Source organism: Mycetocola sp. Y171 (assembly GCF_056713165.1).
In genome coordinates this window covers 18,401-36,300 of sequence record NZ_JBWYGX010000002.1, presented here as the reverse complement: position 1 = coordinate 36,300, position 17,900 = coordinate 18,401, and the positions used below count along the sequence as shown (strand labels likewise).

Below are 17,900 nucleotides of genomic sequence, written 5' to 3'. Positions count from 1 at the left end.
ACAGAAGAGGCGCGAACCGATCGGTTCGCGCCTCTTCTTCTTGCTACTCCGGGTGGCTTACTTCTTGCCCTGGGCTGCCACGGCGGCTGCGCCTGCGGCTGCTGCCTCGGGGTCGAGGTACTGGCCGGGCTCGATCGGCGCGAAGTTCTCGTCGAGCTTGTAGACGAGGGGGATGCCGGTCGGGATGTTCAGTTCGGCGATCTCGTCGTCAGAGATTCCGTCGAGGTGTTTGACCAGCGCGCGGAGCGAGTTGCCATGCGCGGTGACGAGCACGGTCTTCCCTGCGGCGAGGTCGACGGTGATGTCGGAGTGCCAATAGGGCAGCATCCTGTCGATGACGTCCTTGAGGCACTCGGTCTTCGGAACCTCGCCGTCGATGCCGACATAGCGCGGGTCATGCGCCTGCGAGTACTCGTTGTCGTCGTCGATCTCTGGCGGCGGCACGTCGAACGAACGGCGCCAGGTCTGGAACTGCTCGGGGCCGTACTCCGCGAGGGTCTGGGCCTTGTCCTTGCCCTGCAGAGCTCCGTAGTGGCGCTCGTTGAGACGCCAGGTGCGCTTCACAGGGATCCACGCGCGGTCGGCGACGTCGAGGGCGATGTTCGCGGTCTGGATGGCGCGGGTGAGCACGGACGTGTACTGGATGTCAGGCGTGAGACCCGACTCGTTCAGGAGCTCTCCTGCGCGGTTCGCTTCGGTGACGCCCTGATCGCTCAGGCGGACATCGACCCAGCCGGTGAACAGGTTCTTCTGGTTCCAGTCGCTGTTTCCGTGGCGCAACAGGATGAGGGTGTATGGCAAAGACATGCCCCCACTCTACCGATCAGGAGATTCCAATCTGGCGACTGAGAGGATGGTCGGATGCCTGTCGGGACCATCACGCGCGGAACAACGAATACCAACAGGCTCCGCCGGGTGGATCGCTGGATGCAGACCCTCGACATCCTCCCCCGCACGCACGACCCGCTCGTGGTCGACCTCGGCTACGGCGCGAGCGCGGTCACGAGCCTCGAACTCCATTCCCGGCTTGCCATGGTGAGGCCGGACGTCGAGGTGATCGGGCTCGAGATCGACCCGGCCCGCGTCCGCAGTGCATCCGCCCAGCTCGAGGCCGTTCGCACGGGAGCCACCGGCTTCTCCCCCGGTGCGGACGTGTCGTTCGCGGTCGGTGGCTTCGAGGTGCCGCTGGCGGCCAGGCGCAGGCCTGCCGTCATCCGAGCGTTCAACGTGCTGCGCCAATATGACGAGTCGGCGGTCGCGGACGCCTGGGCGCTGATGACGTCGCGCCTGCAGCCCGGAGGGGTCCTCGTCGAGGGCACCTGTGATGAGATCGGCCGTGTCTCGAGCTGGATCGCCGTCACTGCCGGCGGACCGGTGTCGTTGACGATCTCGCTCCGTCTAGGCGAACTGGACCGGCCGTCGATCGTCGCCGAGCGGCTGCCGAAGGCGCTCATCCACCACAACGTCCCTGGCGAGCGGATCCATGAACTGCTCGCGGACCTCGACCGGCAGTGGCAGTACGCCGCACCGCTGGCACCGTATGGCCAGGTGCAGCGCTGGCAGGCCGCCCTGGCCGGGCTGGCGGATGCCGGATGGCCGCTCGAAGGACGCCGCACGCGCTGGCGCCTCGGCGAGTTCACCGTGCCCTGGTCCGCCGTGGCGTGACGGTGTCCCGTCGTCGTTCATCCGTCGCAAATGTCGGGTTCCTGGCTCCGCTACCGACACACGCGACGGATGAAACCGGCACCCGCCGGCCGAACGGTTCTAGCCCCGGCGCACAGCCCCGAGCCGGGGAAGCCGGGGAACATCGGCGACAGCGCCGGCGTCGGACGGCACGATGACCTGCTGCGATGCGGCGATGGTGATCCCGTCCTCGTCCACGGTGAGGACGGCAGCGGGGTCGACGTTGCGACGCACGACGGCAAGGGCGATCGGTCCGAGTTCGTGGTGCATCACCGCGGTCGTCACGGCGCCGACGACGGTCGGTTCGCCGTTCCGGTCGGCACGGACGTCTGCTCCATGGGCTGGGAGCACCGAGTCCGACCCGTCGAGGTGGAGCAGGACCAGCCGGCGCGGCGGGTGGCCGAGGTTGTGGACCTTCGCGATGGTCTCCTGGCCCCGGTAGCAGCCCTTGGTCAGGTGCACGGCACTGCGCAGCCAGTCCAGTTCGTGGGGAATCGTCTTCTCGTCGACCTCTGTGGCCTTCCGCGGTCGCCACGCGGCGACTCGCAGCGCCTCTGCCGCCAGCGAACCAGCGGCAGGCAGGGAACCTTCGGCAAGCGCGGCCAGGGCGTCGCGCTCCACGAGCACCTCGGTCCAGCTCCAGCCGGAAGAGGGGTGCTCGCCACGTGCGTACTGGTGTCCGCCCGGAGCAACGGTGCTCCACGGATCTGTCCAGACGAGGGGGATGCCGTTCGGCGCAGCAACAGGCAGGTCGATCGGCTGGTCACCGGCCATGAGGCCGATCCTGGCGTAGTCGCCCGTTCGGTCGGCAATCTCCACCCGCAGCATGAACTTCATCCGCGTGAGCCACGCGACGAGCGGTTCGACGGCAACGTCCTCGACGAGGAGCCATGCCGTGTCGCCGTCGTCGATGATCCCGGCGGCGTACTCGAGCCGACCCTGAGGGTCGAGGAACAGGGTTTCGCTCGAAGACCCGGGCGCAAGTCTGGTGAGCTCCGCCGACGTCATCGAGTTGAGCCAGCTGAGGCGGTCCGGACCGGAGACGGACACGACGCCGCGGTTCGACAGGTCGACGATCGCCTCACCTGCCGCGAGCATCCGTTGTTCGATGGCCGGACTTCCGTAGTGCGACGGGACGCCTGCATCGACGGCATCGGGCAGCGCGACGGCGGCAGGGCGGGAGAGGAACGGGGAGGGGGATGTCATCAGTCCACTTTCGCGAGTCGGCCGGAGGCATGCGTCCGCAGGTCCTGGCCGAGCGCTGCGATGTCCCACGCCCAGAGCAGATGGTTGTCGACCAGGCCGTACAGCCGTGTGGCGGCCGCGTATTCCTTCGCGCCGGCAGTACGCATCACGGCATCCGTGGCGAGGTCGATCCGGGGTCCGCGGACCTGGCCGAGGTACAGCTCGCTGACACCTGTCGGATGCACGAGGGAAACTTCCAGGTCGAAGCCGCCGTCGCTGTTGCGCAGGGTCTCGACGTCCTCAGCCGTCTGGAACGGCGGCTGTCCGACACCGGGGAGCATGGCGGGTCCCGGGTCACCGGCGGCCTGCGGCCGATGCAGCCGCCAGTAACCGGTCTCGGCCACCAGGCCGGTGTGCTCCTCATCGAGCAGCCAGGTGTACGAGGTGTAGTTGAGGTATGGCATGCCGTCGTGGCTGAAGCTCACGCGCTGGCCGAACTCGGAACTGATCGTGCCGTCTGCCGTCGAGTAGTCGATGACGCCGCTCCCCTCCCAGACTCCGAGGAGCCAGGAGACAGGGACGAGTTCGGCGGGCAGGCCGGTCGGGATCTCGATCATCGACGCGCCAGGAGTCAGCGCTGGCCGCGGAAGAGGTTGACGAGCACGACGACGGAGATGCCGGCGATGGCGAGGCTGGCGAGGGCGAGCAATCCGACGAAGAAGAGTTCGAGCGCGACGAGGTCCATGCCAGCAGTCTATCCCTCGAAGAGCGTCGCGAGCCCGAGGATGGCCGCCGCCAGGGTGAGAATCCCGAGCACGCCCACGATGCTGATCGCCATCCGGTCGATGAATCCGACCTTCTGGTGCGTGAGCAGCTGGATGACGAAGGTCAACAGCGTGCAGGTCGCGAGTGTGAGCGAGAGCCAGGTGAAGCGCAGTTCGTGGTGCACGAAGACGAGGACGAGGATGGCCCCGATGAGGGCAACGGCCCAGACCGCGAGGATGCCGCGCCAGGAGCGCGACGGAGTCAGCGGAGCATCGGTCATGGCTCTATCTTGCCTGATCTGACGGGCATGTGGGCGAGCTGACCGCCACGGTTCAGAACCGGCGATCAGCGAAAGCTAGTATGGGGTCAGGTAATCACTGGAGGTCACGCGTGGCGCAACTGTTGATTCTGACCTCACGGGTCGACAATGACGTGTTGCCTTCTCTCGGGCTGCTCAGTCACCGTGTGCGCCAGATACCGGCACAGCCGGCCCAGCTCGTCAACGCGCCATCGAGCGATGTCATCATCATCGACGCGCGAACCGATCTCGCCGGCGCCAAGTCCCTGTGCAAGATCCTCCGCACCACCGGTCTCACCGTTCCCCTTCTCGTCGTGCTCACCGAGGGCGGGCTCAGCGCTGTCAGCGCCGACTGGGGCGTGGACGACGTGCTGGTGGACGCGGCGGGGCCCGCGGAGATCGACGCCCGCATCCGCCTGGCCATCGGCCGCCAGGCACTCGAACAGACGTCGACGAAGATCCAGACCTCTGGCGTGGTCATCGACGAGGCCAGCTATTCGGCCAAGGTGCAGGGAAAGCCCCTCGACCTCACCTACAAAGAGTTCGAACTCCTCCGCTTTCTCGCCACTCATCCGTCCCGCGTCTTCACCCGCGAGCAGCTGCTCAGCGAGGTGTGGGGTTACGACTACTTCGGCGGCACACGCACGGTCGACGTCCACGTGAGGCGCCTGCGAGCCAAGCTCGGCGACCTCGAGCAGCTCATCGGCACCGTCCGCAACGTCGGCTACCGGTTCAACGTCTACGAGGACGACAGTGCGGAAGCCCATACTCCGCGTTCGTGACATCTCGGATGCCGCGTCGCGCGCCGCATTCGACCGTCTTGTCCACCGCGCGGTCGCCGGCGACGGAGCATCCCCGTTCAACGACCAGGCGCTCATCGACGTCGAGACAGGGGCACGGTCGCTCGTCTTCGCCGTCGCCCCTCCTGAGTCACCGAGCGCGGTGGAGCTCCTCGTCGGGGCTGCTCTTCTCGGCCAGGGCGAACTGGAATTCGTCGTCGACCCCGAGTGGCGCGGTGCCGGTGTCGGCGCGTCCATGCTCAGGGAGATCCTCGACAACGCTCCCCCGCGTCTGCTGGCATGGTCGCACGGTGACCACCCGGCAGCGCGGGCACTCGCCGCCCGGTACGACTTCGATCGGGTGCGCACGCTGCTCCAGTTGCGGATGCCGCTCGAGCCGGTCCGCGAGGTCGCGCCCCTCCCGGCAGGGATCACCACCTTCCGGCAGGGCGCCGACGAGACCGAATGGGTCGAGCTGAACGCCCGCGTGTTCGCCAGCCACCCCGAGCAGGGCAGGCTCACCGTGGCCGACGTCTCCGCCAGGCAGGCCGAGGACTGGTTCGATCCGGGCGACTTCCTCCTCGCCCGCGATGACTCCGGGCGGATGACTGGGTACAACTGGCTCAAGATCGACGGCGACCACGGCGAGATCTACGTCATCGGCGTCGGCGAGCCCGGCCGTGGCCTGGGACGCACGCTCATGCTGGCGGGCCTCGACCGGATGCGGGAACGCGGTGTGACGACGGCGTCGCTGTACGTCGAGGGTGACAACGACCCGGCCGTGCACCTGTATCGGTCCCTCGGATTCACCGATCATGCCGTCGACGTTCAGTACCGGCGACGCGAGCCGGCCTGATCGCCGGTTCGAACACGCGATCCGGCTCAGGTTGCCCAATGTTCACCCTGGCGGGCCCCGCCGGGCGACGCGAAGTGACAAGATGTTGAGATGGCAGACAGCATTGCGCTCGATTCGGGGCTCGGCGGAGATGACGACGACTTCGACCCGGTGTTCGAACGGGACGACCCGGCACTCCCCGAAGGACGGTACCTCGATCGTGAGGTGAGCTGGCTCGCGTTCAACCAGCGTGTGCTCGAACTGGCGGAGGACCGCACGGTCCCTGCGCTCGAACGCGCGAACTTCCTGGCCATCTTCGCGTCGAACCTCGACGAGTTCTTCATGGTCAGGGTCGCCGGCCTCAAGCGCAGGGTGCTCACGGGGCTCGCCGTTCCCACGAACGTGGGCCGCGCCCCTGCCGATGTGCTCAGCGACATCAGCGACAAGGCGCACGAACTCCAGGACAGGCACGCCCGCGCGTGGGCCGACCTGGTGAAGCCGGACCTCACGGCCGCCGGGGTCAACGTCGTCACCTGGGACTCCCTCACCGGCGACGACCACGACCGGCTGCGGGACTACTTCAGCCAGCAGATCTTCCCCGTGCTCATGCCCCTCGCCGTCGACCCGGCGCATCCGTTCCCCTACATTTCCGGCCTGTCCCTCAACCTCGCCGTCCGAGTCCGCAACTCGAAGACCGGCAGGCAGGAGTTCGCGCGTCTCAAGGTCCCGCAGATGCTCCCGCGGTTCGTGCCGGTCGACCCATCCACATCACTCGAGCAGGTGCAGTACATCCCGCTCGAGGATCTCATCGCCAACCACCTCGGGGACCTGTTCCCCGGCATGGAGATCATCGAGCACCACGTGTTCCGGGTCACTCGGAACGAGGATGTCGAGATCGAGGAGGACGAGACCGAGAACCTCATCCAGGCCCTCGAGAAGGAATTGCTCCGACGCCGCTTCGGCCCGCCGATCAGGCTCGAGATCACCGAAGACATGGACGACGTGACGCTCGATCTGCTCGTGCGCGAGCTCGACGTCACCGACCAGGAGGTGTACCGGCTTCCCGCTCCGCTCGACCTCGGCGGACTGTTCAGCCTGTCGGGGATCGACCGCCCTGACCTCCGCTACCCGCCCCGGGTTCCGACGACCGTCGTCCAGTTCCAGCCGGCCGAGTCGAACGCGAAAGCGGACATCTTCGGCGCCATCTCACGGCAGGACGTCCTCGTCCACCACCCGTACGAGTCCTTCGCCACGAGCGTCCAGGCATTCCTCGAGCAGGCGGCCGCAGACCCTCAGGTCCTCGCCATCAAGCAGACCCTGTACCGCACGTCGGGTGACTCGCCCATCGTCGAAGCGCTGATCGACGCGGCCGAGGCCGGCAAGCAGGTCCTCGCGCTCGTCGAGATCAAGGCCCGGTTCGACGAACAGGCGAACATCTCCTGGGCACGCAAGCTGGAGAAGGCTGGCGTGCACGTCGTCTACGGACTCGTCGGGCTGAAGACGCACTGCAAACTCGCCCTCGTCATCCGTGAGGAAAAGGGCACCCTCACGCACTACAGCCACATCGGCACGGGCAACTACAACCCGAAGACCAGCCGGATCTACGAGGACCTCGGGTTGTTCACCGCGGATGCCCAGGTCGGCAAGGACCTCACCCGGCTGTTCAACGAACTCTCCGGTTACGCCATCGAGAAGAAGTTCAAGAGACTGCTCGTCGCGCCACTGCACCTGCGCAAGGGACTGCTCAAGCACATCGACCAGGAGCGCAGGAACGCCGAAGCCGGCAAACCGAGCGGCATCCGGATCAAGGTGAACTCGATCGTCGACGAAGCCATCATCGACGGGCTCTACCGGGCGAGCCAGGCGGGGGTCCCCGTCGACATCTGGGTTCGAGGCATCTGCAGCCTCAAGCCGGGCCAGAAGGGCATGAGCGAGAACATCCGGGTCCGGTCGATCCTCGGCAGGTTCCTGGAGCACTCGCGGATCTTCTCGTTCGTCAACGACGGAGACCAGCACGTGTTCATCGGGAGCGCCGACATGATGCATCGCAACCTCGACAGGAGGGTCGAAGCTCTCGTCCGACTGACGGCTCCTGCGCACCTCAGCGAGATCTCGGGCCTCTTCGACGTGGCCATGGACGACAAGACGTCGTCATGGCACCTCGGTGAGGACGGGATCTGGCAGCGACACTCCACCGATGACACCGGGACTCCGCTCGTCGACCTCCAGGATCGGCTCATGCTGAAGACGAGCCTGCGGCGACGCCCGAGGTCCAGGCTGTGACCACGGCGATCTACGCGGCCGGTGCGGTCTGCTGGCGGGTCATCGACGGCAAGGTCCACCTGCTCGTTATCCATCGCACCAAGTACGCGGACGTCACCCTGCCCAAGGGCAAGGTCGAGCCAGGCGAATCGCTGCCGCAGACGGCTGTCAGGGAGATCCTCGAGGAGAGCGGACTCAGCGTCGCACTCGGGGTTCCCCTCGGCGTGTCCCGGTACCCTCTGTCGAGCGGCAGGGAGAAATTCGTCCACTACTGGGCGGCTGAGGTGAGCGATGCCGCTGTGCGGGCGTCCACCTTCGTCCCGAACGGCGAAGTCGCCGCGCTCGAGTGGGTGACGCCGAGAAAGGCGCGCAGCTACCTCAGCTACGACCGCGACGTCGACATCGTCAACACCTTCGCGAAGCTGCTCGAGGAGGGCGTCACGTCCACATTCGCGATTATCGCGCTCCGCCACGGGAAGGCCGTCCCGGCATCCGCGTGGGCGGGTCCGGATGCCTCACGGCCGCTGACCGCTCGCGGGGTCGAGCAGGCCGCGAGCATCGTTCCCACCCTGCAGGCGTTCGGCGTGCGCAAGATCGTCTCGAGCACCGCCGTCCGCTGCGTGACGACCGCTGCCCCTCTCGCCGCAGCGACGGGAATCGAACTGCGCCGCACAGACCTCATCAGCCAGGACGCCCAGGCGGTCGGCGAGGACGACGTGCGCAAGGTCGTCGGCAAGCGGGTTCGGGCGCGGAAGACCGCTGTTCTCTGCAGTCATGGGCCGGTACTCCCGGAGATCCTCAGAGAGGTCGCGCTGGCCACAGGAAGCCTGACCGGCTCCTACCTCTCCAGCGCCGCCGACCTCAACACAGGCGCGTTCAGTGTCGTGCACCTCTCCGCGACGAATCCCAGCTCCGGCATCATCTCGATCGAGACTCACGAACCCCGCGCCTGAGCCGTGATGGCGGGGATCGACGCACGCCGTTTACCTCCCGTTCACCATCGTGAGGGATTCTCGTAAGACCACGCGCCTACCGTTCCAGATGGGCCTGCACCGGCCCGTCCCGAAATCACAATGAATGGAACCAATTCCGTGAAGTTCTCGAAAGCCGGCCGCGTCGCGGCTGTTGCAGCACTCGCTGCACTCACACTCACTTCCTGTGCCGCGAACGAAACCGGCGCCACCGGCTCTCCTGAGGTCGCCAGCGACCTCACCGGGACCCTCGTCGGCGGCGGCGCCTCGTCTCAGCAGTCCGCCCAGGAGGCCTGGGTCGCAGCGTTCCAGGAAGCCAACCCTGATGTGACCATCGAGTACGACCCCGCAGGCTCCGGCGCAGGCCGCGACACCTTCATCGCCGGCGGCAGCGCCTTCGCCGGTTCGGACCGCGCGTTCAAGGACGAAGAAATCGCCGAGGACAACTTCGCATCCTGCGTCCCCGGCACGGGCCTGATCGAGCTGCCGGCGTACATCTCGCCGATCGCCGTCATCTTCAACCTCGAGGGCATCGACACCCTCAACCTCGACGCAGCAACCGTCGCGGGCATCTTCGCCGGAACCATCACCAACTGGAACGACGAGGCCATCGTTTCGCAGAACGCCGACGCTGACCTGCCCGACCAGGCGATCACCGCCGTCCACCGCGCTGACGACTCGGGCACCACCGAGAACTTCACCGACTACCTCCACGCCACGGCACCTGATGTCTGGACCAACGAGGCTGACGGTGTCTGGCCGCTCGAAGGCGGAGAGGCTGCCTCGCAGACCTCCGGCGTGATCGACGCCGTCACCAACGGCACCGGAACCATCGGCTACGCAGACGCTTCCCGCGCCGGCGACCTCGGAACCGTCGCGATCAAGGTCGGCGAAGAGTTCGTTCCGTACTCCGCTGAAGCCGCCGCCGCGATCGTGGACGCATCTCCTGCAGCCGAAGGCCGCACCGAGGGCGACCTCGCCATCGAACTGGACCGTACCTCGACTGAGTCCGGCGTCTACCCCATCGTCCTCATCAGCTACCTCATCGGCTGCTCCGAGTACGAAGACGCTGACTCGGCGAAGCTCGTCAAGGAGTACTTCAGCTACATCGTGAGCGAAGAAGGCCAGACGGTCAGCGCGGACGCCGCAGGCTCAGCACCGATCTCTGCCGCCATCGCTGAGAAGTCGCAGGCTGCGATCGAGCTCATCAAGTAAACACCGTCACGTGACCCCGGCTGTGTCTGTCAGACAGACACAGCCGGGGTCGCCCCGGGTTACGGCACCCGCCCGCCCCGCCCCCATCCACACACAGGAGATCACTTAGATGTCGTCGCCAGCGGTCGTCCAGACGCCCAGCGCTCCCCCGAAGCCGGTCCAGCGACTCGCCGACCGGGTCTTCTCGGGCGCCGCCCTCACTGCAGGCAGCCTGATCCTCGCCACCCTGGCCGCCGTCGCGGCGTTCCTCATCGTTCAGAGCGTCCCCGCCGTCACGCGGGACCCCGCAGACATCTCGATCCTCGCGGGCGAGAACTTCTGGTCATACGTCTGGCCGCTCGTCTTCGGCACCATCTGGTCCGCGGCGATAGCGCTGCTCATGGCCGTTCCGCTGGCCATCGCCATCGCGCTCTTCATCTCGCACTACGCCCCCCGCAAGCTCGCGCAGGGCCTCGGCTACATCATCGACCTCCTGGCCGCAGTGCCGTCCGTCGTCTTCGGCCTCTGGGGCGCGAACACCCTCGCACCGGCGATCCAGCCGTTCTACGCGTGGCTCACCGAGAACCTCGGATGGTTCCCGCTGTTCGCCCCGCCTGCTTCAGGCACGGGCCGCACCATCCTCACCGCATCGATCGTGCTCGCCGTGATGATCCTTCCGATCATCACGGCCCTCTGCCGTGAAATCTTCCTCCAGACGCCGGTCCTCCACGAGGAGGCCGCCCTCGCCCTCGGGGCGACGCGGTGGGAGATGATCCGGATCGCCGTGCTGCCCTTCGGTCGCGCAGGCATCATCTCTGCCGCGATGCTGGGTCTCGGCCGGGCCCTCGGCGAGACCATGGCCGTCGCCATGGTCCTCTCCTCGTCCGGTGCGATCACCTTCGCGCTCCTGACCTCGTCGAACCCGAGCACGATCGCCGCGAACATCGCACTGAGCTTCCCCGAGGCGTACGGGTACAACGTCAACCTCCTCATCGCGACGGGCCTCATGCTCTTCGCCATCACGCTGGTCATCAACGCCATCGCGCGCTACATCATCAGCCGCCGCAAGGAATTCTCGGGAGCGAACTAATGGCACAGACAACAACCGCTCCTCCGAGGAGCACACCCCCTCTCAAGCCGGTGAAGACCGCCCCGATGTCGAACGTGTACGCGAGCGGCCGGCTCGGGCGTGGTGTCCCGTGGATCGTGCTCGGCGTCGCCCTCGCGGTCAGCCTCGCGATCTTCGGACTCGTGGCCATGGCATCCGGTGGCGAGTACAACGTCGTCGGCGCCGTCGTGCTCACCGGCGTGCTCAACGGGTTCCTCATCTACCTCACCGCTCTCCTCATCGAGGGTTCGCGGCAGGCCAAGGACCGTCTCGTCACCACGCTCGTCGCCAGCGCGTTCATCGTCGCCCTGGCACCGCTGGTCTCGCTGTTCATCACGGTGCTCTCGCGCGGTACGGCGAGGTTCGACCTTGCACTGTTCACGGAGTCGATGCGGAACGTCGTCGGCGAGGGCGGCGGAGCCCTCCACGCGATCGTCGGCACGCTGATCATGACCGGGATCGCCACGATCATCTCGGTACCGATCGGCCTGCTCACGTCGATCTACCTCGTCGAGTACGGTCGCGGGGCGCTCGCGCGGGCGATCACCTTCTTCGTCGACGTGATGACGGGCATCCCGTCGATCGTCGCCGGCCTCTTCGCCTACGCTCTCTTCACCCTCATCTTCGGCCCGGGCATCCGGCTCGGCATCTCCGGTGCCGTCGCCCTGAGCGTGCTGATGATCCCCGTCGTTGTGCGCTCGAGCGAAGAGATGCTGCGACTCGTCCCCAACGAACTGCGTGAAGCGGCATTCGCCCTCGGCGTACCGAAATGGCTGACCATCCTGAAGGTCGTACTGCCGACGTCGATCGCCGGCATCACGACCGGTGTCATGCTCGCCATCGCGCGCGTCATCGGCGAGACGGCCCCGCTGCTCATCGCCGCAGGATTCACCCAGAACATGAACTACAACCCGTTCGAAGGCCGGATGCAGAGCCTCCCGGTCTTCGTCTACAGCTCCTACGTGAGCCAGGGCACCGATGCGCAGGCCTACATCGACCGCGCGTGGGCTGCAGCCCTCACCCTGATCCTCATCGTGATGGCGCTCAACCTCATCGCCAGGATCGTCGCCCGCATCTTCTCGCCCAAACTCGGCCGTTAGCACCAAAGGAATCCATGTCCAAGAGCATCGAAGTCAAAGACCTCAACGTCTACTACAGCAAGTTCCTCGCGGTCGAAGACGTCTCCCTCTCGATCGAACCGCGGAGCGTGACCGCGTTCATCGGGCCGTCCGGCTGTGGCAAGTCGACGTTCCTCCGCACACTCAACCGCATGCATGAGGTCATCCCAGGCGCCCGCGTCGAGGGCGAGGTCCTCATCGACGGTGACAACCTCTACGCGCAGGGTGTTGACCCTGTGCTGGTCCGCCGCAACATCGGCATGGTGTTCCAGCGGCCGAACCCGTTCCCCACGATGTCGATCCGCGAGAACGTCCTCGCCGGGGTCACGCTCAACAACCGCCGGATCTCCAAGGCATCCGCCGACGACCTGGTCGAGAAGTCGCTGCAGGGCGCCAACCTCTGGAACGAAGTCAAGGACCGTCTCGACAAGCCCGGCTCCAGCCTGTCCGGCGGCCAGCAGCAGCGTCTCTGCATCGCCCGCGCGATCGCCGTCTCCCCCGACATCCTGCTGATGGACGAGCCCTGCTCAGCGCTCGACCCGATCTCGACGCTCGCGATCGAGGACCTGATCGAGGAGCTGAAGAACGAGTACACGATCGTCATCGTCACTCACAACATGCAGCAGGCATCCCGTGTCTCCGACCGGACCGCGTTCTTCAACATCGCCGGAACGGGCAAGCCGGGCAAGCTGATCGAATACGGCGACACGAACACCATCTTCACGCAGCCGTCTGTTCAGGCGACTGAGGACTACGTTTCCGGACGCTTCGGATAACCATCCGCTGAGTCCGGATTCGGCCGGGGGGGCACACGACAAGCAGGAGATCCAGTGGATCTCCTGCTTTCGTCGTTCGGGGCCGCGGAGCGGCTACGCCGTGTGGATGACGATCAGCGGGTCGGTTGTCGGCTGCTCGGAGCCACCCGCGGGTTCCACGGTCACGCCGACGGCGTCGCCTGAGGCCATAGTGCCGTCGAGGATCTGCCAGCTGCTGCCCATGCGGTCAGTGTTGAAGGTGCCTGCCGAGATCGGGCCGTCTTCGCCGATGTACCAGAGTTCGTAGATCTGCTCCTCGGTGAGGGCGGTGAGGCCGTCGACGATGAGTGCCGACTGCCCGAGTTCACCCGACCACACCAGGGTGGCGACGACACGCTGTTCGTCGTTGATGTTCGTGAGCTTGATGGTTTCCCGCTGGGCATCCGGCTGCGCGTTGATCTGCGCGAGCTGCAGGGCCTCGTTCAGGCCGTTGCCGCCGTTGAGTGCGCTCGTCACCGTGTTCACGCCAAGGAGGACGGCAACGAGGGCGACAGCGGCGACCGCGAAGGCCAGTGGCTGCGAGTACCAGCGCCGGTCGGCTCTGCGCTGTGCGCTGCTCGAAGCGGGGCGGCCGGTCGCGGCTTTGGTGGTCGGGCGCGCTTGGACCGTCGTCGGAATCACGGGCTGGGCTTCCGGAAGTCCTGCCTGGGTCGCGGCTACAGGAGCTGGCGCAGCCGCACGGGCGGCTGCATCCGTGGTCCCTGACCGCGTTGCCGGTGCGCCCTGGCGCGGAAGTTGAGGGGTCGTGGCGATCGCGGAGAGGATGCTGGACCGGAGGGCGGGCGACGGTTGGACGGGTTCGGCGTCGAGCCCGAGCGTCGCAGCGACCTCCCCGAAGCTGTCGGCCTCGCGCCTGGCATCGGCGGACGACGCCAGGTGACGTTCGTATTCGGCCGTCTCTTCGGGGCTGAGCGCGTTGAGGGCGTATGCCGCGGCGAGGTCGGACGGGTTCGTGTCCTGGTTCTCGGTCATGATGCCACCCCCAATTCCTCTCGTAGTCGGATCATCCCGTCGCGGAGACGGGTCTTCACTGTGCCAAGCGGCACTGACAGGATCTCAGCCACTTCGCTCTGGCTGTAACCGCCGTAGTACGCGAGCGACACGGCCTGTCGTTGGATGTCGGTCAGGCTCGCCATCGCGCGGCTGACCCGTTCGTGTTCAATTGTGATCTCCGCCGACTCGGCAACCTGATCGAATGCTGTGTCGATGTCGCGGATACCGATCCGGACGTCCCGATCACGGCCGGCCTGCGAGGCACGGACCCTGTCGATCGCCCGGCGGTGGGCCATGGTCATGATCCACGAGCTGGCCGCACCCCTGCCCGGTTCGAAGCGGGTGGCGTTCTGCCAGATTTCGAGGAAGACCTCCTGGGCCACTTCTTCGGACTGGGCGTGGTCGATGAGGACTTTGCGGATCAGGCCGAGGACGCGGGGTGCAACGAGGTCGTAGAGAGAAGCGAAGGCCTGCTGGTCTCCCGTGGCGACGAGACCGAGCAGTTCCTCGAGCGTCGAGGACGGAGCGACGACGTCGCTTCCTGTGCCTGGTGCCTTTTCCACAAGAACTAGCATGTCAGGTCTGTCGCCGTTGTGTGGGCGGCTGGCAGGCGGGCGGCGGATCTGATACCGCCGCCCTCCTGCTTCGCCTGGTGGGAAGTGCTACTGGATGTCCTGGTCTTCAGCGATGGCTCCAGCGATGGCCGTTGCGGTCATCGGCATGTGGCCGGCTGCTTCCTTCAGGAGGGTGTAGTACTCGGGGTCGCCAGCGATGTCAGCATCGATAGCAGCGATCAGCGAGGTGGCGTGCATTCCGAGCGCCTCTTCGACAGCGTCAGCCGGGAGGGTCGGGACGACCGAGTTCAGCAGTTCGCCGAAGCTCGCCGCGTATTCGGTGAGGTCTGCGACGGCCATGTCGGACATGGCCTGGTCACCGGTTGCTTCGCCCAGCGTGTAGTTGACGAAGAAGCCGATGTGCTCGCGCCATGACTCGAGGAAGGGCTCCTCGGCGTCCGGGTAGACCGAGCCGACGGATGCGGCGATGTCGACGGAGTTGGCGTCGAGGGCCGCAACCGCACCGGCGGTCTTCGCCTCGGTCAGGTCTCCACCTGCGGCGAGAGCGGCGTGGATGGCTGCTCCTGCGAGGTAGACGTGGTCACTGAACTGTGACGTCAGAGTGGCGCGCAGTGCGGCTCCGTCGCTGTTGACGGTGTCGACTGTTTCGCTCGACGACGCCTTGGTGTCGTCATTCGCCATGGAGTCGCTTGCAGCGCCCATGCTGCAGCCGGACAGGAGCAGGGCTGCGGCGAGTGCTGCGCCGACGAGAGGTAGTGCCTTCTTCATGAGGTTCTCCTTGTGATGTGCCCGGGTGGGCGGATGTGACGGGGGTGGTTGGTCGATCGCCTGGTGTGGCGATCATTCTTCGACGACCACGGTGGCGTTCATGCCGTCGTGGATGTCGCAGAAGTACTGGAAGGTCCCGGCGGTCTCGAAGGTGTACGTGAACGTGCCACCCTTCTCGCCGAGCTTTTCGTCGAAGACTCCATCGGCCGCTTCGCTTCCGCGAAGACCGGTGGTTTCATCGACGTCGGAGAAGGTCCCACTCGTGATGGTGTGGGTGATCGACTCTCCGTTGACCCAGGTGACGGTATCTCCGACCGAGACCGTAAGGGTCTCCGGCATGAAGTTCAGGCTCACCAGGGTGACGTCGCCCTCCACAGCCTTTTCAGTGCTGGTGGATGAGCTCGACTCGGGCGATGCGGGCTCGCCCATCGCGCAGCCGGTGAGGCTGAGTGCGCCGAGCGACAGCGCGAGGACTGCGGGGGCCAGGCGGGTGAGGAGCCGGATCTGTGAGGTCATGACAACGGTTCGGTGCCGTCAGCGGAGCGGTTTGCCCCTGGTCCCGGATTTCAGCGAACTATCAGACTCGGACCGAAGAGCGGCGGGCGGACCGATCGGGCCCGAAGGGCGGTTCGTGCGATCGACTGGGCCCGTAACTCGGCTGAAGCGCTCGAGGAACGACCGTTTGGGACTGCTCAGCGCCGGACCGGCCGAGTGAGCGGCGCGGCGGTCGGATGCCGGAACAGGCCGTTAAATGAAAGGAGCCGGGCCGCAAAACGCCTCTCGGCGGAAGGCCGCTCGCGGCGGCAAAAATTGGAGCCCGGGGTTATGCGGCCCGGCCTGAATCAGTGTAACAATTCATCGGCGCGGATGTTCCCTGTTCTCGCTCCGCGAACATTCTTGACTACGGGAGCGGTCATCGTCGGCGTGACTTAGCCCTGGCCGGCGGACTCGGCCGTGCGTAGATTCGGAGCCCGCCCTCGACGATGCGCACCGTGGAGAGGTAGCCGCCGCGCGGCATCCCACCGTCTCCGACCTCGCGCTGGACTTCACCGTCGTGCGCGAAACCGGGGGCCTGCCCGTCGCGGGGCAGCACGGCGACGACAAGGTCGGGCGTCGTGAACGATTCGACGACCGAGGAGCCGGGGAGAATCCGCAACCGGGTGAGGATGCCGCTGATCCGGCGGCCGAATGACAGTGCGGCGACGGCGTGCGCGCGGCTGCGCGCGTGCAGGATGCGGATGTCGAGCACTCCGTCGTCGAGCCGTTTGCGCTGCAGCGGAGCGGGAATCACTGCGTGGTTGCGGTTGATTCCCACGAACAACGACCAGGCCCTGATGGGTCTGCCGTCGATCACCAGGTCGACGGGGTCGGCATGCCGGAGCACCCGCACCGCCGACACGATCCCCGCAATCCACTTGCCGAGGACGCCCTGCCGCTCCTCCCGCTCGGCGACGAAGTCCGGGTACAGACCGACGGACGCCGCGTTGAGCACGGTCTCCGGCTCGCCGGTGCCGAGACGCAGTTCGCCGATGTCGACGACGAGGCCGTTACCGGCTGCCAGCGCGGCGACGGCATCCTCGATCGATTCGATACCGGCAGTGCGGGCGAAGTGATTGAACGTGCCGCCTGGGACGACGAGGAGCGGCAGGTCGGCGTCCCTGGCGAGCTGTGCCACTGCCGCGACGGTGCCGTCTCCACCGCAGACGCCGAGGGTTCCCGGCGACGGGTCCTCGGCGAGCGCCGCCAGGACGATGTCCGTCACGCTGTCGCCATCGGCCAGGAGGTGGATTCGGGCATCGGGGAGCAGCCGGGTGAGGATCGGTTTCGCGTCCGGGCGGGTGAGCACCGCCCGACCGGATGACGGGTTGAGAACGAGGAACACACCCTCCCCTGTCGGCGACGGCGGCAGGCTCACCTCGGTCCCGCCGTGCCGTTCTGGATGCCGCGACGGAGCGGGCACGAGCACTTTACCGAGGACGGCGACCCCGGTGCCGATCGCGACGCCGCCGAGCACGTCAGAGAGCCAGTGGGCTCCCGTGTGCAGTCGTGACCAGGCGACCGCACCCGCCACGGGGGCGATGGCCCCGCCGATTCGCGGAGACTCGAGGGCGACTCCGGTTGCGAATGCGGCAGCGCTGGCCGAATGCCCGGAAGGGAACGAGGGAGACTCCGGATGCTTCGCCAGGCGGCGCCCGACGGGAATGTCCTTCAGCAACGGACGATCGCCGCCGAAGAGCTCTTTGCCGACGAGGTTGGCGAGCGCGCTGGCCACGGTCAGCGAGGCGAGTCCGCGAATCGCCGCGCGGTGACGGGTGAGGACGACGAGGACAGCGGCCGCGGTGAACCAGAGCACACCGCGATCGGCGAAACGGGAGAGCCTGACGAATCCACGATCGACCAGCGGATGCGCCTGGCGCGCGTTGATCCGGCGGCCGGCGGCGGCATCCATCCGTCGAACCCATGCGGGCAGGAGCGCGGCGCGGCGCAAAAGCAGAAGGGGGTGCGCCAGGTGGCTCGGGCTCATCTGCCAACAGTACTGACCGGCGAGAGG

Annotated in this window: 18 protein-coding genes; 9 read left to right on the top strand and 9 right to left on the bottom strand. The window is 66.7% G+C overall.

Annotated features, from left to right (window positions below; translation table 11 throughout):
* Positions 1-57: 57 nt before the first annotated feature.
* On the bottom strand, positions 58-807 hold the full coding sequence (locus AC1M2K_RS09765) for a phosphoglyceromutase (protein ID WP_480240851.1): 750 nt from the start codon (positions 805-807) through the stop codon (positions 58-60).
* Between the two features lie 54 nt (positions 808-861).
* On the opposite strand from AC1M2K_RS09765, the gene AC1M2K_RS09760 reads away from it, so the two are divergent.
* Positions 862-1,665, top strand: a complete 804-nt coding sequence (locus AC1M2K_RS09760) for a class I SAM-dependent methyltransferase (RefSeq protein WP_480240850.1) — start codon at positions 862-864, stop codon at positions 1,663-1,665.
* A 99-nt stretch (positions 1,666-1,764) separates the two neighbouring features.
* Here AC1M2K_RS09760 and ygfZ read toward each other — a convergent pair whose 3' ends face one another.
* From ygfZ to AC1M2K_RS09745, 3 genes are all read right to left on the bottom strand, one after another.
* Entirely contained in the window at positions 1,765-2,889 is a 1,125-nt protein-coding gene (ygfZ, locus tag AC1M2K_RS09755) for a CAF17-like 4Fe-4S cluster assembly/insertion protein YgfZ (RefSeq protein ID WP_480240849.1), read from the bottom strand.
* Positions 2,889-3,485: a nitrobindin family protein gene (locus AC1M2K_RS09750; RefSeq protein ID WP_480240848.1), complete on the bottom strand. Its 597-nt coding sequence runs from the start codon at positions 3,483-3,485 to the stop codon at positions 2,889-2,891. Before AC1M2K_RS09750 ends, ygfZ begins: the two co-directional genes overlap by 1 nt.
* A 137-nt stretch (positions 3,486-3,622) precedes the next feature.
* Positions 3,623-3,913, bottom strand: a complete 291-nt coding sequence (locus AC1M2K_RS09745; protein ID WP_480237293.1) for a hypothetical protein — start codon at positions 3,911-3,913, stop codon at positions 3,623-3,625.
* A 110-nt stretch (positions 3,914-4,023) separates the two neighbouring features.
* Between AC1M2K_RS09745 and AC1M2K_RS09740 the strand changes: the two genes are divergently transcribed.
* The 8 genes from AC1M2K_RS09740 (at position 4,024) to pstB (ending at position 12,974) form a co-directional block, all read left to right on the top strand.
* On the top strand, positions 4,024-4,713 hold the full coding sequence (locus tag AC1M2K_RS09740; protein WP_480237294.1) for a response regulator transcription factor: 690 nt from the start codon (positions 4,024-4,026) through the stop codon (positions 4,711-4,713).
* Positions 4,685-5,566, top strand: a complete 882-nt coding sequence (mshD, locus tag AC1M2K_RS09735) for a mycothiol synthase (RefSeq protein ID WP_480240847.1) — start codon at positions 4,685-4,687, stop codon at positions 5,564-5,566. The genes AC1M2K_RS09740 and mshD overlap by 29 nt, the downstream gene beginning before the upstream one ends.
* Before the next feature lie 90 nt (positions 5,567-5,656).
* Positions 5,657-7,828: an RNA degradosome polyphosphate kinase gene (locus AC1M2K_RS09730; RefSeq protein WP_480237296.1), complete on the top strand. Its 2,172-nt coding sequence runs from the start codon at positions 5,657-5,659 to the stop codon at positions 7,826-7,828.
* Entirely contained in the window at positions 7,825-8,760 is a 936-nt protein-coding gene (locus AC1M2K_RS09725) for an NUDIX hydrolase (protein WP_480240846.1), read from the top strand. The genes AC1M2K_RS09730 and AC1M2K_RS09725 overlap by 4 nt, the downstream gene beginning before the upstream one ends.
* A 138-nt stretch (positions 8,761-8,898) precedes the next feature.
* Positions 8,899-9,993, top strand: a complete 1,095-nt coding sequence (locus AC1M2K_RS09720; RefSeq protein ID WP_480240845.1) for a phosphate ABC transporter substrate-binding protein PstS — start codon at positions 8,899-8,901, stop codon at positions 9,991-9,993.
* 109 nt (positions 9,994-10,102) lie between these two features.
* The gene (gene pstC / locus AC1M2K_RS09715; protein ID WP_480237299.1) at positions 10,103-11,062 is read left to right on the top strand and encodes a phosphate ABC transporter permease subunit PstC; all 960 of its coding nucleotides are present in this window, start codon (positions 10,103-10,105) and stop codon (positions 11,060-11,062) included.
* The gene (gene pstA / locus AC1M2K_RS09710; protein ID WP_480237300.1) at positions 11,062-12,180 is read left to right on the top strand and encodes a phosphate ABC transporter permease PstA; all 1,119 of its coding nucleotides are present in this window, start codon (positions 11,062-11,064) and stop codon (positions 12,178-12,180) included. Before pstC ends, pstA begins: the two co-directional genes overlap by 1 nt.
* A gap of 14 nt (positions 12,181-12,194) precedes the next feature.
* On the top strand, positions 12,195-12,974 hold the full coding sequence (gene pstB, locus AC1M2K_RS09705) for a phosphate ABC transporter ATP-binding protein PstB (RefSeq protein WP_480240844.1): 780 nt from the start codon (positions 12,195-12,197) through the stop codon (positions 12,972-12,974).
* Positions 12,975-13,067: 93 nt separating this feature from the next.
* Here the strand turns inward: pstB and AC1M2K_RS09700 are convergent, their stop codons facing one another.
* From AC1M2K_RS09700 to AC1M2K_RS09680, 5 genes are all read right to left on the bottom strand, one after another.
* Positions 13,068-13,985, bottom strand: coding sequence for an anti-sigma factor (locus AC1M2K_RS09700; RefSeq protein WP_480240843.1), 918 nt, complete (start codon positions 13,983-13,985; stop codon positions 13,068-13,070).
* Positions 13,982-14,581 (bottom strand): sigma-70 family RNA polymerase sigma factor, encoded by a 600-nt coding sequence (locus tag AC1M2K_RS09695; RefSeq protein ID WP_480240842.1) that lies wholly within the window; start codon positions 14,579-14,581, stop codon positions 13,982-13,984. The genes AC1M2K_RS09700 and AC1M2K_RS09695 overlap by 4 nt, the downstream gene beginning before the upstream one ends.
* An 87-nt stretch (positions 14,582-14,668) precedes the next feature.
* Complete coding sequence (locus AC1M2K_RS09690) at positions 14,669-15,349, bottom strand: hypothetical protein (protein ID WP_480237304.1); 681 nt, start codon at positions 15,347-15,349, stop codon at positions 14,669-14,671.
* Positions 15,350-15,421: 72 nt separating this feature from the next.
* Entirely contained in the window at positions 15,422-15,865 is a 444-nt protein-coding gene (locus AC1M2K_RS09685) for a cupredoxin domain-containing protein (protein ID WP_480240841.1), read from the bottom strand.
* 397 nt (positions 15,866-16,262) lie between these two features.
* A complete protein-coding gene (locus AC1M2K_RS09680) occupies positions 16,263-17,873 on the bottom strand; it encodes a phosphatase PAP2 family protein (protein ID WP_480240840.1) in 1,611 nt (536 codons plus the stop codon).
* Positions 17,874-17,900 lie beyond the last annotated feature (27 nt).